This is a genomic window from Legionella longbeachae (genome assembly GCF_004283175.1).
In the GTDB taxonomy this organism is placed as follows: domain Bacteria; phylum Pseudomonadota; class Gammaproteobacteria; order Legionellales; family Legionellaceae; genus Legionella; species Legionella longbeachae.
Map to the genome: position 1 here is coordinate 45,313 of NZ_RXNW01000004.1, position 14,534 is coordinate 59,846.

The window sequence follows — 14,534 nt, forward strand, 5'->3', positions numbered from 1 at the left end:
GAATCAAGATGCCAAAACCCAGACTGGAGTTGGCTCCCTGAACAAGACACGAGCCCGTGACCTAATGATTAACAGTTATAAAATTACGGCTTTTAACTACTTTTAGCAACTTTTAAATTATCTCAACAACCCTTTATATATAAGGCCTGTAGGCTTTTATTATGGCGTAAGCACTTTTATTGTGTTTTAATCATTCCTTCGACACATATTCGACACGTTTGAATAAGAGGGAAAATGAAGATCACAAAATCGGCCGTTGATAAATTACCTTTGCCTGTTTCAACGACTCAGGGAAGAACTGCCCAAAAACGATATTACGATGAGGTGATGAAGGGATTTGGTATCAGAGTTACCTCCGGTGGAACTAAGGCTTTTTTTGTTGAAAAACTGATAAAAAATAAACTGTCTCGCATTACATTAGGCCGTTATCCTGAGCTGACAGTAGAAATGGCCAGAAAGGAAGCCCAAAAGTTGCTCGGGAAAATTGCGACTGGAATCGATCCGGTTGCCGAAAAGCGCGCTGAAAAAATGCGTCAAATCACCTTAAACGATGTATTTAATGATTACATCCAAGTGCGTAAATCGCTAAAACACAACACCCTTTATAAATATAAAAAAGTATTAGCCACAGGATTTGCTGGCTGGGTTAATAAACCCCTTCTTGCCATCACCAAAGATAGCGTTGCCAAGCATCATAAAAAATTAGGTAAAGAACATGGTGAAGCTTACGCCAATTTAGCTATGCGTTTACTGCGAGCCCTTTTTAATTTTGCAGCCGGTCAATACGAGGATACACAAGGTAAATCATTAATTACCGAAAACCCGGTTAAACGTTTATCACAAACTAGAGCCTGGTATCGGGTTGAACGTCGTCAAAGTTTTATTAAAGCCCATGAATTAGCTGCTTGGTACCTTGGCGTACAACAATTACAAAGTGAGGTTTTGCGAGACTATCTATTGCTAATAATACTAACAGGATTACGGCGCCAAGAAGGAGCTACTTTGCGTTGGGATCAAATTGATCTAAACGCTAAAACACTAACGGTTCTTGATACTAAAAACCACGAATCTCATACTCTCTCTCTTTCTAGCTACCTTTATGAATTGTTATTATCACGCAGCCAAAAAAGGATTAATGAGTATGTTTTTCCGGGAACGGGGGCAGCAGGTCATATTATTGAGCCACGCAAACAAATGGCCAATGTAACCAAGCTCTCAGGCATTCATTTTACGGTTCACGATTTAAGACGAACATTTATTACCATTGCTGAGGGACTGGATATCTCAGCTTATGCTTTAAAGCGTTTGATGAACCATAAAATGAATGGAGATATTACAGCTGGGTACATCGTGACCGATGTTGAACGGCTGAGAAAACCAATGCAGCAGATTACCGATTATTTTTTGAAGTGTATGGGTGTCCAACCATCCGCAATACTAATAGCAATCCAACCACAAGAAGTAGTTCATGAGTAAAGAAATTTAAGTTCAAGATGACGCATTATGCTTAAACCAAGATTACAAGCATTTCTTAACCAATATCAAAACACGGTTACAAACAGCTCAGATCCGCGCGGCACTTGCTGCGAATAGTGAGTTGATAAAGTTCTATTGGGAGCTTGGTACTGATTTAATCGAGAAACAAAAAAATCATCAATGGGGATCTCATTTTCTGGAACAATTCTCACATGATATGAGGCAAGCATTACCTGAAATGCAGGGGTTTTCTAAAAGAAACCTTGAATATATGGGACGGTTTGCCCAGCTGTTTCGCAATTGCCTTGGGGGCACATTGTGCGCTTGATGTAGATGGTTAAAGAAGAGTCTAGGCGAGAATGGTATGCTGAACAAACTATAAAAAATGGTTGGTCACGAAATACTCTTGAAATGCAAATCAAAAGTGGATTGTATGAACGACAAGCTATAGCTAACAATAAAACCTCCAACTACCATAAGCATTTACCAGAATTACAATCTGATTTAGCCAATGAAATATTGAGAGCTCCCTATAATTTTGATTTTCTGACTATTCAAGGCAAAGCCCATGAACGTGGTATTGAAAATGCTTTAATCACCCATATTCGTGACTTTCTCATTGAGCTCGGCCAAGGTTTCGCCTTTGTGGGTTCTCAAGTCTCCCTAACCTTTGATGATCAAGAGTTCTTTGTTGATCTATTGTTTTACCACCTCGAATTACGAGCATTCGTTGTCATCGAATTGAAAAATACGAAATTTAAACCAGAACATACCGGACAGTTGGGTTTTTATCTTGCAGCTGTTGATGATCAATTACGAAAGCCCGGGGATAACCAAACTATTGGAATCTTGCTATGTAAATCGAAAAATAAAGTCATTGCAGAATATGCCTTGCGGAACATTAGTGCTCCTATAGGTGTTTCAGAATATACCTTATCAAAATCAATTCCTACCGACTTGAAAGGCAGTTTACCGACAGTTGAAGAAGTTGAAGCTGAATTAAATGAATCGGCAAAAGAGAATTAATTAATTTTCAGGGTAATTAAATGAACTCTACGTGTATTTCAAGATTATAAAAAATGTATGAGACAATGGGGTGAGTGGGGCAGCTCGTCAATACTGAGCTAAAACCGCCCCACTCTGAATCTTCATGGTGGGATATGGAGCACATTTTCGTTTTTTAGTTTTATTGTTTCACTCAGTATCCTTCTACGCAACTAATTTTCTATAAAGAAGAATCGTAAGAAGAGAACCTAGCGAGCAGATTAAAAATAAAGAGTAATAATCAACTAACTGATAAATTACGCCTCCTAAAACAGGACCAACAGCTAAGCCCATAGCGGAAGCATTAAGAACACCATAACAACCACCCATCACCTGTGGTGGTGCAATTTTAGCAAGGAAGACATCATTCAGTGGGAAGAAAATGACTTCGCCTATGGATAAAATGAGCATGGAGCAATTCAATGTTATACTATTTGGGGCAAAACAAAATCCCAAAAAGCCTAGAGCGAATAAGGAGAGTCCAGTAGAAGCAAGCACCATATAATTGACTTTTCTGAGGAGAGGGCCAATACAAATCTGCAACAAAACGCAAGTGATTGCATTGACGATGAGCATGTTGCTGTACATCACGATTCCATTATCAAATTGTTGCACCATATACTGAGCTAGTGAAGAAGTTATTTGGGCGTATAAACAGTAGCAAATAAAACTAATCAGAAAGAGTATTTTTAAAGAAGAATTGGCTTTGATGAATCGAAAGGTATCCATGACTGAGAAAGGTGATTCTTTTTTTGTTTGTCTATTTTTCTTTTTTGACCAAAACATCAATAACAAAAGTCCAGTAGCAAGATAACAATATGCGATGAGCTGAAACAGTTGAGTGGCGTGTTCTACAGGATAACGTGCCCCAATCAGCGGGCCTAAAGCGGCCGCTAAATTTAAAATGGCATAACGCACACCAAAAGCGATAGTTCTCTGTTGCTCATGGGTGTTGGACGCTAGAAACGTTTTTGATGCACTATCAAAAATGGCTCGGAATATGCCAATGATAGTAATTAATACAATAAAACACATTAATGATTGGTTTTGATAAAGACACTCATAGGCAATAGCTGAGCCCAATAAAGTCACGATGAATAAGTGCTGTGAAGGGAATCGGTCTGATAAATGACCTATGAATAAGCTTGTTAGGCTGTGACTTAATTGCCCAGATGCGATAATCACTCCTATAATAATAGGTGATAGTGAAAAATGATTCAAATAAATGGCTAAAAAAGGGATGATTAAAAACTGCCCTAATTTCATGATAAAAAAAGAGAGCATAAAGAGTGACATGCTCAAATAAGCGCTACTGGTGCGAGCGCTACTAAGATACATAGGTTCCGACATGATATTTCCCTAATCAATATGAGCTTTTGTGGTGATCTGCACGTGTTCCATAGCAAAACTCACCGAAGAAATAGCCTCATCAATGGTGCTTCCTGTTCCTAAAATATATCCTTGTCTGGATAAAGATGAGCTTAGTTTCCCAAGTTTCTGCCCCTTTTTCAAAGTACAATCAATACGAACGATTCCGGGCAAATTGTTTGCAGAATCAAGCCCATGAATATCAAGAATCTCTTCAAATTCTCGAGCAAAAAATAAAACAGCAGCGGCATTTGCTTTCTTAGTTGTTGTATTTTGACTTAATCCCAATAAATGGAGTACGGTTTTAGAAATGGTATCCACTCCTGTGGTTAATTCGGTGAGCTCCCAAATTTGATCGCCTCCCATTCGGGTTTGTGATTCAATTATTTTTATTTCATCCTTGTGTACTTTAATCTCCGTATGTGCCGGACCATTTAGGTGCTGAATAATATCTAGAAAACGAAGAATAAGTTGCTGTATTTTTTGTTGTAGTTTTGGAGTTAATTTTGCAGGAGAATGATGCCCTAATTCAATAAAATGAGGGAATCCGGTTGTCAGCTTTGCGGTAATAGCAATTACCTGATGTTGTCTATCCAAACTTAAAGATTCCACACTGTATTCTTTGCCTAAAAGATATTCTTCTGCAATCAGTTCCTGATTGCCATGCTGTATAGCCCAGTCCCATGCATTAGGGATGTTTTCGAGTGAATCCACATAGCACACGCCTTGACTTCCTGCGCCATGAGTAGGTTTTAGGATAAAAGGGGCATTTATTTTTGTATAAAAGGCAACGACATCTTCTAAGGTGGTACATCTTTGATAGGCAATAGAGTCAAGCTGATGCTTTTTCAGTAAACTACGCATTTTAAACTTATCTCGTGTGTATTTTACTGGAAATACAGCATTTCCTCGAATGTTCAATTGTTTAGCGATTAAGGCTGCGGGATATAAACCAAACTCAGTAAACGAAACAACGGCTCTAAAATGATGTATTTGATGTAATTGTTTGGCTATTCGACTTAGTTCAGAAAGATTATCATAAGTATCAATGAATACGATTTGTGCCTCCAACGAGGTAGTTATAGAATCATGTTGTGATTGAATCAGCACAAATCGGATATTCATTGTTTTTAGTTTTTGTAATGTATGTTCTCGCGCCCCGATGACTAGTAAACAAGGCGATGAGTTTATATCATATGCTTCCATGTTGGATGTTCCTTAAAAATGGCTAATTCTTGGGTAATTTCTGCAACTGATTTATTGAGATAATAAGTGCTCAATGAAGAGAACTCCTTTCCAGCAGGTAAACGGCCAAGCCACTCAAGTGGTGTTAACTTATCCTGAATGAAGTTGGTTCCCCATGCGTTTAAATCATTGCATAGTAGTTCCTGAAGTAGTTCGCGCTCTTCTGAGCTATCGGGATTTAATAGCGTGCAAAATATTTTTTGGATTAAAGGAAGATAAGCAATTTGCCTTGTTCCACCCAAGACACGAATTTGAGGCATGAGACATAAAACAAGAAAGCTTAAAAAAATATTAGGGATAAGTAACCCATCAATAAGAGCTGTTCGAATCGATTGATGGTCTAAGGGTATTATTAATTGTTTATTTAGATTGGTTGTTTTTTCTTTAAAAATATTATCTACAATGGTTAATGCACGTATTTTATTGTCTCTGACGCCCCAGAAAAACTCGGTACCTTGTTTTAAGAACACATGATTCTTTTCATGCATCATTGAGGCGATTGAATGGTTCAACTTGTTGCGTTGTTTCGGGGAAAAAATAAGTTGATAAATAATTCCTTCAGGCTCACGTAAATGTTCTGCAACTAAAAGTGAGGTGAAGTAGTCGTTCATGATTAATGGCTGGATTTCTTGGTCTTGAGCACACTGAGCCAGTAAGCGTTGATTCGATATGGTAAATGCAGAAATAAACCCTTCATATTCTTTAGAATCAATTGATGTCAGTAGTTTTTCTAGTCCTTTTCGTTCAAAATAATTGGATTGATTCAAATATTGGGTGAAATTATCCCTACAATAAGTCAATCTAGGGTAGGGTGAGCACACACTGAGTTTCGACATCTGTTTCGGCGTTAAAGCAAATAAATTAATCACCTCATGTTTCAGGTTAAGCCATCCAGGACCTTGTTTCTTACTCCATTGTAGCGTTCGTGTCACGCTGTTTAAGACAAACATATGGTTTAGCCGATGGAGTTGGCTTCCCATCCAGCTCATCAAGATGGCATTAAAATCAACCTCGTTGGCGTACAGCTGACAATGGGGTCCTGTTTGTAAAATGGGGTAGCGTTCAAACTCGAAAATAGCGCGTTCAAAGTCAATGGATTGTGGTCTAAAAAACAGTTTCAATGCGTCATAGAATTTCGTTCTGGATTGAACTGCTATGGTACTTTCGCAAGAAATAGGCCTTTGCCAAACTTGGTTGATGTAGGACGATAAAGTATCGTCCCAATGTGTTTTTAAATCATTAAGAACGCCAGGACAAATGATTTCCATCGCTTTAATAATGGGGAATAAATCAAGCTCTCTCATATTCGCCCCAGATATGATGTGTTACGTGAAAAAAGGGATCAAACACGTTAGCGAATTGTGTTTGAGAATAGTCCTGGAGTTTTTTATGGAGGATATGGAGTTCTGCACAAGCAATAATGAAGTGGTGCTTTGGATATTGGCCCATCAACTCTAAAAAGTTATCCAATAACTGTGAGTTTATTTGATTATCTTTCACGGCCTTAATCAGCCTATTTAATTGTGTTTGCACCTCAGTTTCAACATAAGTAATGTGCGTAGCTACCTTTGCCCATAATGGATGATGTTCCAAAACCTGTGCCTCTTTTGCTGAAGAGGCACAAAGAACGAGGAATTGTGTGTTTTGTGCCAGTACGTGCTCCAAACCCTTTGTGACCAGCGAATAAATTTTAACCTGGTGCTCAGGTACTAATTGGGACAGTAATGCATGGGCAGTAAAACAGCAAATCACAATACAATCGACTTCGTGCTGTACGAGATGCGCTATATTTTTTTCAAGCTTTGCTAAGAGCTCCGTTTTACTTAGATTAACAGACATCAGCGCTGTAGATTGAGTCTGCAAGGGCTCAGAATACAGATATACATAAGGGGAATGATACTCCTCTTTTAACTCATTCTTATTGAGATAAGTTGTATAAAGAGTCTCAGCAAATGATGCCGAAGCCAAGGGGCCCATGCCACCGATAATACCTACTTTAATTGTTTTTTTGTTCATTCGTGTTAATCCATTAATTTATCACAGCATCCACATGGTCTGTTTAATTCAAAATGCGCTTTCACTTTGGTATAAGCGTTGTATCCTACCCGTGCAATCACATTAAGTTTGTTGGTATCGATTCGTTTATCCTTAGTTAAAATGTCAGGATTAAGATGTATGCCAACGACTTTTGCGATGATCATGCGGTTGATTAAACTCGAATTATCGGGTATTGGTAATTGCACCGATTGGTGATAAACACATTCCAAACTAATCGGTGCGTCTTTAACGCGATAGGTTTGAACTATTTCTCCTGGTAAATGGTCTACTTCCGCCATAGCAAATTCGTTAATTCCCCTTGAAAAATCTAAGGAGGTAATATTCATTGCCTCCTTATTGATGTAACTCACCAAATTGACGGTAAACTCTTTAGTTTCTTCCGCATTTTTTAACGTATCTTTGGCACCACCACTGTCATGTGAACCAGTAGTGGCAAACATAATCATCGGTGGGTCTTCACAGACAATATTAAAATAACTAAAGGGCGCTAAATTAGGATTGCCTTCCTTATCTTTACTGCTTATCCAGGCAATGGGCCTTGGAACAACACAGGCTTTAAAGAGTCCTTTAGGCAATTTCTGGGATGTATGAAAAAACATGATCGATTCCTTGATTAGAGTGGGGAAGAAAGACTCGTCCACCCATAGTTTGAAAATTTCTGAATGCCCATAAACTGGGGCTTACAAAGACGCGTTGAATCCAGCGATAAGGACAACCTTGATGGTCGTAGGTTGGCGTAAATCGCTCGCGAGCATGCAGCGTAAAACGATTATCCACATACACTAATTTCTCTGGGGTAATTTGAATGGCTTCAGAGGTTTCTTTGATGGCTTGATGGAAATGAGCTAAGGCTATTTTGGCTGCATGATTGATGGGCAGCATCATATTCGAGTAAAAAGCAACAGACACCCGTGGCTTATTTAATGTTCCTCTTAAGACTGAACATTTAACCATTGCTTCATGAGAGAAAATTTCGCGCCATCGATAGGGGATGTTTAAATAAAAGTTCGCTCCATATAAAATTTTCAAATCAAAAGGGCTTAATAACTTTAAAGCCTTGCGAGTATCAGCAATGAAGGTTTTGGTGGGTTCAATGCGTTCATCAATTCGGATACCTAAAAAGAATAGTCCCGATGGCGAATAATCGTCTTCAGCAACATACTGCAATGCCGCATTTTCAATATGAAAATCGAGCTCTACTTCAGAGCCCAATCCTGTATAATCAAATTGATTTTGGGCTTGTGGTGTTAAATTATTAACAAGCTCTTGCCCCTCAAAATAGATTGAGTAGGGTTCGCCCACTAGAGAAGCAAAAGCGGTAATAATGTTTTCACTCAAGGTGCCGGATTTAAACAGTTTACCTGTTTGTTCGAAACTGGGACTTCCATAGATTTCTTCATCGATGGGAACATTGTTAATTACTATTGCAGGTGCCAGATTATCGGTCCCTCGTTGGCTTGTAAGCGTATTAATTAATGTTTCGGGTAGCACCTCATATATTTTTTGCCGCAGCAATTGGATATAGTGTTCTCTCCCTAAAGGGTCATATACAATTTCGTTAAACTCCTGTACTAGTTTTTGTTTCTTTTCAGTACTCAGAGTGATTTCAATAATACTTTTTTCATCCATGGTAATTCCATATTTAAATCCTGTACTTCTGATTAAAAAAATCAGTCTTTTTTTCAGATTATCTTTAGCTGGTATACGTCATATCTAAATTTACAAATTATTTTTTCCTTATAGGTTGAACTTGATTAATTTGAACATTGAATATAAAAGAAAAAAACTACTATATTTTCATGTAAATTTCAGAATTGAATAATGAACAATTTAACTTAAAATAAATCCAATTTATTGACAGGTCTCTTTTTGTAGAACTAAAATCGTAGCTTTTTATTGGATTTTACTAGAGTGTGTATTCATTTGGTTTTTAAATCAAAAAAATAAGGACACACCCTAAAGTACAGGATGTTGCATTGATGTTTACAGAGGTTGATGAAAGAAAGGGATTGGTTAAATGTTTTTGGTCAGATATTCGTCACCGTTTTGCAAAGATAGAGCCTGTATTTACTAATATTGTAGATCAGTTATCGCCAAATCAATCTTACCCTCTTTATATCGCTTATTATCTTTATGGTGATACTGATGCTGACACACGTAGCTCCTTATTTCCTAATATAAATGGAGACTACTATCGAATTACGGATCCTAACCTTCCACAAGATATTCTTCAGCATCTTGGATATAGTGCAAATGGCACTCCTTTAGGCATGGTTCTCGAAAAAGAGCTCGAATGTTTTATCGATTTGAAAAATGAACAAATCACAATTCCTTGGCTTGTTTATAAACCTGGGGATATTTTCCCTCTCTCAACCATTCTAAATAAAAGAAAAAGTCATGTTTATACTCCCAATGGATTGTTGTCTTCAACAGCAGGAGCACGCTCAACATTTATGTTGCCTAATATTGGAGCAGCTCTAAATCATTCGAATTTACAGCGGGATTTTAATATTAGAAGTCGACCTGCAAAATCACTATATGAACATTGGCAAGTTTTTAGAGAGGTAGTCAATAGTAATGTAATTAGTACTGATTGGCGTTGTTGTATCGTTTATTTCTCAGAGAGTTGGTTAATTAGTTTGCATAATGATGTTAGTTGGAAAAGTTTGAAGCAATATTTGCATGAATTGGCATGGTATCGATATGAGTATGAGCGAAACAGAATTTATTATGACATCACTTTTTCAATCATACAAAAAAATCGTAATTTAAAACCCAATCCTTACCTTGTTGATACAGCGAAACATTTATTTGCTACTGCTTTGGGTGCTGCTCCAGGTTATGTTCCTGCAACAGATAATAATGCTTTACCGGTTGATATATTACAGCAAGCTTTTGTGGAATCTTATGGCTTAAAAAAATATAGGCCAACAGTGATGCAACCTAAGCATTTTAATTTTCAAACAGATTATTTCCCAATATATTATTCATTGCAGCATCCCGCTACTCGTATATTCTCGCCAAGATCAAGGCTTGCCTCCAGTACAATAAATGAAGTGCGCGAACTAGAACATATCATGAATATTTTCATCGAAGAATTATCAAAAGATGGCGCGTTGTCTTCTGATACTGTTGTTGGGCAAATAGCAAAATTTGTTAAATTCAGCTATTTTCATAATGCTTTAGATACTCATAACATACTTAGAAACTCTCTCGATCTGTTAAATAGTGATAAGCGCTTTAATGATACTTTATTCCTACATACATCAGAAGCATTATTTGCAGCAGATGCCTCCTTCTTAAGGGGGTGTGTTAGTATAGGTTCTGCTGCAATACCAACACAGCAAAAAACACATTGTCCCAATAAACATGCTGCAATACCAGAGTAAATTTCCACCCCAATTTTGATATATGATACCTCCTAGTGTTGGTCCAATTACATTGCTTACTGCAAATGCGGTTTGAAATAATCCTAAGCTTTGTCCTTTTTTCTGATTGCTACTTCGCTCATAACATAAAAGTTGGGCTGTAGAGATAAAGAGCATTTCACCTGTTGTCCAAACAATGCAGGAAAAAATAGCCAGCACAAATACAGAAGAATAGCTTAAAACCAACATCCCTGTTCCCATTAATAAAGCACCAAGTCCTGTCACTAATAATTTATTTTGTCCACCTACTAAGGTAGTCAATGGAGCTTGGAAAAAGACAATTAGAAATGTATCTAAGAGAAATAAAATACTTACGGCCCTAATACCTAAATGTGGAAATGACTTTTGAATATAGAGAGGATAAGTCGTGCTTAACTGGGCTATTATTAACCCAACAAGAAAAACACATGCAATAACCAATAATAAGATTATTTGAGATGCATTTGAATGATCGTAGTGATGCTGCCCTTTGATTGGTAATGGTACAGTAGTACTCGTATTTTTCTGAAATAAAAGATAAAGTGCGGAGCACAAAAGCAATAAGCTGGATAAACAAAAAATTGACTGAAATCCATAAGTGGTCATGCTAGCAATAAGGATCCCTGATAATCCTAACCCAAAATTAGCAGCAACATGGGAAATACTAATCGTTTTATAATGTAAATTTGTATCATTTCGACACAAGCTAAGCATCCATACATTATTGGAGGTTTTAAATCCATAGGCTGCAAATCCAAGCAAGAACATATTAGCCATTAGTGCAAAGGCTGAATGTAAGTTACTTAAAAGAAAAAACGTTGTAGATTGCACTAAAAGGCTAAAGATTGAAATAAGACGAGGTGAAAACATATCTGACAATTTACCAGTAATAAGTCCACCCAATACGGTACCCAAACCGTAACAAGAAAGTAATAATCCAGCTATGGATGGAGTAAAGTGCCTAATAGTAACAAAGTAGAGCGATAGGAAAAAACAAATACCAATAGTAAGCGTATTAATACAAATTAGCATAATACCTTGCCAGCAAAGCTTAGGTAATCCTTTATAATTTGCTGTATATTTTCTAGCAAAAGTTGTTAAATAATCCATCATTTTTAAATTAATCCAAGTGCACTTAATATTGCCTCATTACAATGAGCTTTTTTTACAGGGGGAATATATAAGGTTGAAAGGGTCGATAATTGAATATCCGGTAAATGCTGTAACTGCGTACGGGTTATTCTATGATCTAAACCAGGATATTGTGCCGCTTCATAAATAATAATTACATCTACAGGCTGATAAAAATGCTTCAAATAATCCAATAAGAGCAAAATGCCTGTTTTTTTATTATTTGTTGAGCCGTGATCAATAATGCCTACTGCATCAATTTGCCACAAAATTAAGTGTGACGAAGGATCTAATTGTCGCTGATGAATTAAAAAATCCGATGCTTCGAACGATTGACACCCTAAAGAACCTGGATCTATTAATAGATCAGCAAAAAGACAAGCCTCAGCAGAAATAGCCGGTAAGATTTTTGCAAAATAACCTTTTTTTTGCGCTTGCTTAACTGCTTCTAATCCTGGTTTGGAAAAAACACTGGGATGACCATATAGTGCAAAGCATACATGCTTCTTTTGATATAGATGCTCTAAAACATAATTAGTAATACGCTGATAGGTTTCTGTGCGTAGAGAACACGAACCATATAAAAAGTCCAATGATTCTGTATTTTGATTTTGTTTTTGTATCCATGACTTCAGAACGGGATCATTTACTAAATAAAGAACGATATCAGACTGTTGTATATAAGCAATTGTCTCTGTGGTTAAATGGGCAAAGAACTTAATTCCGCACCCAACAACAACCAGTGATGACGTATTTGGATTTATTTGCATATCTAATGCGAAAGCATCTTGAAAATCTAAAGATCAAAAATTGTAGTTCGATCAGCAAGTATCTCCGTTTCATTAAAAAGAGCTTTTAGATATGAAGCATCATTATTTGCAAATACTTGCTGTATGTCTGCATTTTTTTCTTTTAATAACTTATCAAGATTTATTTTATGGTGAGTTGTGCTGGCTAGTTCTTGGAGAAGCGTTACAATACACATAATGCAGATCCCTCTATAGATTAAATTTTGATTCTAACATAGGATTATAATGTAGTTAAACACATGGAACATATAATTTTAATACTTGGTTCTTATAACAATGATCAAGGTGAGTTATCTCACATTGCTACTTCTCGATTAATGAAAGGCCCGATTGTCCCGTGTATTTTTTACATGTCTGCAAATAAATTATTATTTTGTTTGGGAATGATAGGTTGGTTTTCCCGTTTGCAAGCAAACGGGCTACTTGCTGAATGCAGACCTTTATATCTACAAGGAACGTAGTAAAGGTCGCATAAAAAAGACAATTCAAGGAGCAAAGTGCCAATCAAGCAATAGTAAGAAATATGCTAAAGGAGCTAATGAGCCATGGATAATTATTACGTCTCTTCCAGAAGGCTTAAATACCGCTAAAAAGATAATCAAAATATATAAATTACGCATGCAAATCGAAGGCGCTTTTAAAGATATAAAAAATAAACGTTATGGATTTCGTCTCCCTGAATCAGGTACAAAATGTATCAAGCGGTTAGAAAATTTAATCCTCATCGCTCTTCTTGCTACAGTAGTTGCGTGGTTAGCAGGTCAAGTTGCACTATCCAATAAATGGCACTATCAAATTCAGGTAAATACGGTTCGTTCTATTCCTGTATTAAGCATCTTGTTCATTGGGCCTCATATTCTAAGGCATTTAACTTCTTATAAAGTAAGTAAAAAACAACTGATACAAGCTTTATCTTATATCAGTAATTATGTATTAGATTGGGGAAATTATGATTGTACAAAATTATGACGGGATCGTTCAGGGTCAGGTCTTGAATTTTGAATTACAACCATGTGGCAATAAAAAAACGGTACAATTCACAATTCAAGGCCTGACCCCATTGATGCCATTGAAGATGTTTTTTTGCCGCAAATCTACAGTATTTTATGGTGACAATAACTCTGTCGGAATTTTTAATCAAGAATCAGTTAGGCTCCTCGCGGACTCATACATCAACTCTACTTTTCCGCATGTAGCACAAGCTTTAGATACACTAAAAACAAATGCTTTAAAATTTCTTGCGTTATTGGATAAAGAGTTAAAACACCAAAGTCCAGGAGTCATCAATAAATTTTCCGAGGCAAGAATTCAAATTGCGCTAAAAAATGCTCTGGAAGGATCCTCGGTTACTGATGAGACTGATATCCGCAAAACATTATCCAGTTTATTGCTCGAAGGAGTTAATCAATCAAATTCGACATTAGTTGAACTAACAGTAAATGAAGCAATTATAACTTCATCAAAACTGAACCTAAATTTAATTAAAATGCTGGGGCTATCATTCATTTTTAGTCGAACAAAATTAGATCATTTTATGGATGGATTATTTGATAAGATTGATCGTGGAATTAAAAGAATGTTAGAAAAATACAGCGAGATAGCCGGACTTCGTCGTACAGTTTTACCATACCAATCACGACATTTTTTGTTCACCTGGTTAAAAACAAAAGGCATTGATGATGCATTAATTCAACCCTATTCAGACCATGAAAACCGCGCCTCGCTTGAGATTTATTCAAAATTATCCTTATCTGATGCGCAAGAATCATATGATGATAATATAAAAGATTTTCCTGTATGACATTGCTCAGATGGCGGAAAAAGCTGTGATCTTTACTCCCAGGCCAAGTAATCGACCCATTGAGGTGTAATTCAGCACTGTTTAATTTTTTGACGATCAATTTAGGATACAGCTGTTTGTTGATTTTCTATATTTCTTGAATTATAGTTTTGCGCCTTGAAAAATAGGCGTGTATAAGATGGCGCAGCATAGCGA

16 protein-coding genes are annotated in these 14,534 nt (G+C 36.7%); 7 read left to right on the plus strand and 9 right to left on the minus strand.

All coding sequences use genetic code 11. The features are described from left to right. Positions 1-234 precede the first annotated feature (234 nt). The 3 genes from EKG34_RS04900 (at position 235) to EKG34_RS18540 (ending at position 2,502) form a co-directional block, all read left to right on the plus strand. Positions 235-1,476, plus strand: a complete 1,242-nt coding sequence (locus tag EKG34_RS04900) for a tyrosine-type recombinase/integrase (protein ID WP_012979552.1) — start codon at positions 235-237, stop codon at positions 1,474-1,476. 121 nt (positions 1,477-1,597) lie between these two features. Next, the gene (locus tag EKG34_RS18535) at positions 1,598-1,804 is read left to right on the plus strand and encodes a DUF1016 N-terminal domain-containing protein (RefSeq protein ID WP_012979551.1); all 207 of its coding nucleotides are present in this window, start codon (positions 1,598-1,600) and stop codon (positions 1,802-1,804) included. A gap of 5 nt (positions 1,805-1,809) precedes the next feature. Then, entirely contained in the window at positions 1,810-2,502 is a 693-nt protein-coding gene (locus EKG34_RS18540; protein ID WP_012979550.1) for a PDDEXK nuclease domain-containing protein, read from the plus strand. A 183-nt stretch (positions 2,503-2,685) separates the two neighbouring features. On the opposite strand, the gene EKG34_RS04910 is transcribed toward EKG34_RS18540, so the two are convergent. The 6 genes from EKG34_RS04910 to EKG34_RS04935 are packed head-to-tail and all read right to left on the minus strand — an operon-like array spanning position 2,686 to position 8,820. After that, on the minus strand, positions 2,686-3,870 hold the full coding sequence (locus EKG34_RS04910) for an MFS transporter (protein ID WP_012979549.1): 1,185 nt from the start codon (positions 3,868-3,870) through the stop codon (positions 2,686-2,688). 9 nt (positions 3,871-3,879) lie between these two features. Further along, on the minus strand, positions 3,880-5,094 hold the full coding sequence (locus EKG34_RS04915) for an ATP-grasp domain-containing protein (protein WP_012979548.1): 1,215 nt from the start codon (positions 5,092-5,094) through the stop codon (positions 3,880-3,882). Further along, complete coding sequence (locus EKG34_RS04920) at positions 5,076-6,437, minus strand: hypothetical protein (protein ID WP_012979547.1); 1,362 nt, start codon at positions 6,435-6,437, stop codon at positions 5,076-5,078. The genes EKG34_RS04915 and EKG34_RS04920 overlap by 19 nt, the downstream gene beginning before the upstream one ends. Next, entirely contained in the window at positions 6,424-7,149 is a 726-nt protein-coding gene (locus tag EKG34_RS04925; protein WP_012979546.1) for an aspartate/glutamate racemase family protein, read from the minus strand. The genes EKG34_RS04920 and EKG34_RS04925 overlap by 14 nt, the downstream gene beginning before the upstream one ends. A gap of 5 nt (positions 7,150-7,154) precedes the next feature. After that, positions 7,155-7,790 carry a flavin reductase family protein gene (locus EKG34_RS04930; protein ID WP_012979545.1) on the minus strand — a complete coding sequence of 212 codons (636 nt, stop codon included), beginning with the start codon at positions 7,788-7,790 and terminating at the stop codon, positions 7,155-7,157. Then, complete coding sequence (locus EKG34_RS04935; protein ID WP_012979544.1) at positions 7,759-8,820, minus strand: Fe(II)-2OG oxygenase family protein; 1,062 nt, start codon at positions 8,818-8,820, stop codon at positions 7,759-7,761. Before EKG34_RS04935 ends, EKG34_RS04930 begins: the two co-directional genes overlap by 32 nt. Before the next feature lie 350 nt (positions 8,821-9,170). Here EKG34_RS04935 and EKG34_RS04940 point away from each other — a divergent pair, with 350 nt between their 5' ends. Then, entirely contained in the window at positions 9,171-10,580 is a 1,410-nt protein-coding gene (locus EKG34_RS04940; protein WP_012979543.1) for a hypothetical protein, read from the plus strand. On the opposite strand, the gene EKG34_RS04945 is transcribed toward EKG34_RS04940, so the two are convergent. Genes EKG34_RS04945 through EKG34_RS04955 form a run of 3 tightly spaced genes read right to left on the minus strand, consistent with a single transcriptional unit; the run spans position 10,491 to position 12,714 of the window. Then, positions 10,491-11,711: an MFS transporter gene (locus tag EKG34_RS04945; protein WP_012979542.1), complete on the minus strand. Its 1,221-nt coding sequence runs from the start codon at positions 11,709-11,711 to the stop codon at positions 10,491-10,493. The genes EKG34_RS04940 and EKG34_RS04945 overlap by 90 nt on opposite strands. Before the next feature lie 2 nt (positions 11,712-11,713). Then, positions 11,714-12,499, minus strand: coding sequence for an SAM-dependent methyltransferase (locus EKG34_RS04950; RefSeq protein WP_012979541.1), 786 nt, complete (start codon positions 12,497-12,499; stop codon positions 11,714-11,716). A 26-nt stretch (positions 12,500-12,525) separates the two neighbouring features. Continuing rightward, entirely contained in the window at positions 12,526-12,714 is a 189-nt protein-coding gene (locus EKG34_RS04955) for a hypothetical protein (protein ID WP_012979540.1), read from the minus strand. Positions 12,715-12,777: 63 nt separating this feature from the next. Here EKG34_RS04955 and EKG34_RS04960 point away from each other — a divergent pair, with 63 nt between their 5' ends. Genes EKG34_RS04960 through EKG34_RS18160 form a run of 3 tightly spaced genes read left to right on the plus strand, consistent with a single transcriptional unit; the run spans position 12,778 to position 14,339 of the window. Further along, positions 12,778-12,999, plus strand: a complete 222-nt coding sequence (locus tag EKG34_RS04960; RefSeq protein WP_125461282.1) for a hypothetical protein — start codon at positions 12,778-12,780, stop codon at positions 12,997-12,999. Further along, positions 12,962-13,507: a transposase gene (locus tag EKG34_RS04965; protein ID WP_223800077.1), complete on the plus strand. Its 546-nt coding sequence runs from the start codon at positions 12,962-12,964 to the stop codon at positions 13,505-13,507. The genes EKG34_RS04960 and EKG34_RS04965 overlap by 38 nt, the downstream gene beginning before the upstream one ends. Beyond that, positions 13,488-14,339, plus strand: a complete 852-nt coding sequence (locus EKG34_RS18160; RefSeq protein WP_012979539.1) for an LPO_1073/Vpar_1526 family protein — start codon at positions 13,488-13,490, stop codon at positions 14,337-14,339. The genes EKG34_RS04965 and EKG34_RS18160 overlap by 20 nt, the downstream gene beginning before the upstream one ends. Positions 14,340-14,534: the final 195 nt, after the last annotated feature.

Bases quoted from the DNA above. Each gene is read 5' to 3' on its own strand.
- EKG34_RS04955 (WP_012979540.1), bottom strand. From the start codon at position 12,714: ATGTGTATTGTAACGCTTCTCCAAGAACTAGCCAGCACAACTCACCAT.
- EKG34_RS04940 (WP_012979543.1), top strand. From the start codon at position 9,171: ATGTTTACAGAGGTTGATGAAAGAAAGGGATTGGTTAAATGTTTTTGG.
- EKG34_RS04950 (WP_012979541.1), bottom strand. From the start codon at position 12,499: ATGCAAATAAATCCAAATACGTCATCACTGGTTGTTGTTGGGTGCGGA.
- EKG34_RS04920 (WP_012979547.1), bottom strand. From the start codon at position 6,437: ATGAGAGAGCTTGATTTATTCCCCATTATTAAAGCGATGGAAATCATT.
- EKG34_RS04960 (WP_125461282.1), top strand. From the start codon at position 12,778: ATGGAACATATAATTTTAATACTTGGTTCTTATAACAATGATCAAGGT.
- EKG34_RS18160 (WP_012979539.1), top strand. From the start codon at position 13,488: ATGATTGTACAAAATTATGACGGGATCGTTCAGGGTCAGGTCTTGAAT.
- EKG34_RS04900 (WP_012979552.1), top strand. From the start codon at position 235: ATGAAGATCACAAAATCGGCCGTTGATAAATTACCTTTGCCTGTTTCA.
- EKG34_RS04935 (WP_012979544.1), bottom strand. From the start codon at position 8,820: ATGGATGAAAAAAGTATTATTGAAATCACTCTGAGTACTGAAAAGAAA.
- EKG34_RS04910 (WP_012979549.1), bottom strand. From the start codon at position 3,870: ATGTCGGAACCTATGTATCTTAGTAGCGCTCGCACCAGTAGCGCTTAT.
- EKG34_RS04915 (WP_012979548.1), bottom strand. From the start codon at position 5,094: ATGGAAGCATATGATATAAACTCATCGCCTTGTTTACTAGTCATCGGG.
- EKG34_RS04945 (WP_012979542.1), bottom strand. From the start codon at position 11,711: ATGATGGATTATTTAACAACTTTTGCTAGAAAATATACAGCAAATTAT.
- EKG34_RS04925 (WP_012979546.1), bottom strand. From the start codon at position 7,149: ATGAACAAAAAAACAATTAAAGTAGGTATTATCGGTGGCATGGGCCCC.
- EKG34_RS04930 (WP_012979545.1), bottom strand. From the start codon at position 7,790: ATGTTTTTTCATACATCCCAGAAATTGCCTAAAGGACTCTTTAAAGCC.
- EKG34_RS18540 (WP_012979550.1), top strand. From the start codon at position 1,810: ATGGTTAAAGAAGAGTCTAGGCGAGAATGGTATGCTGAACAAACTATA.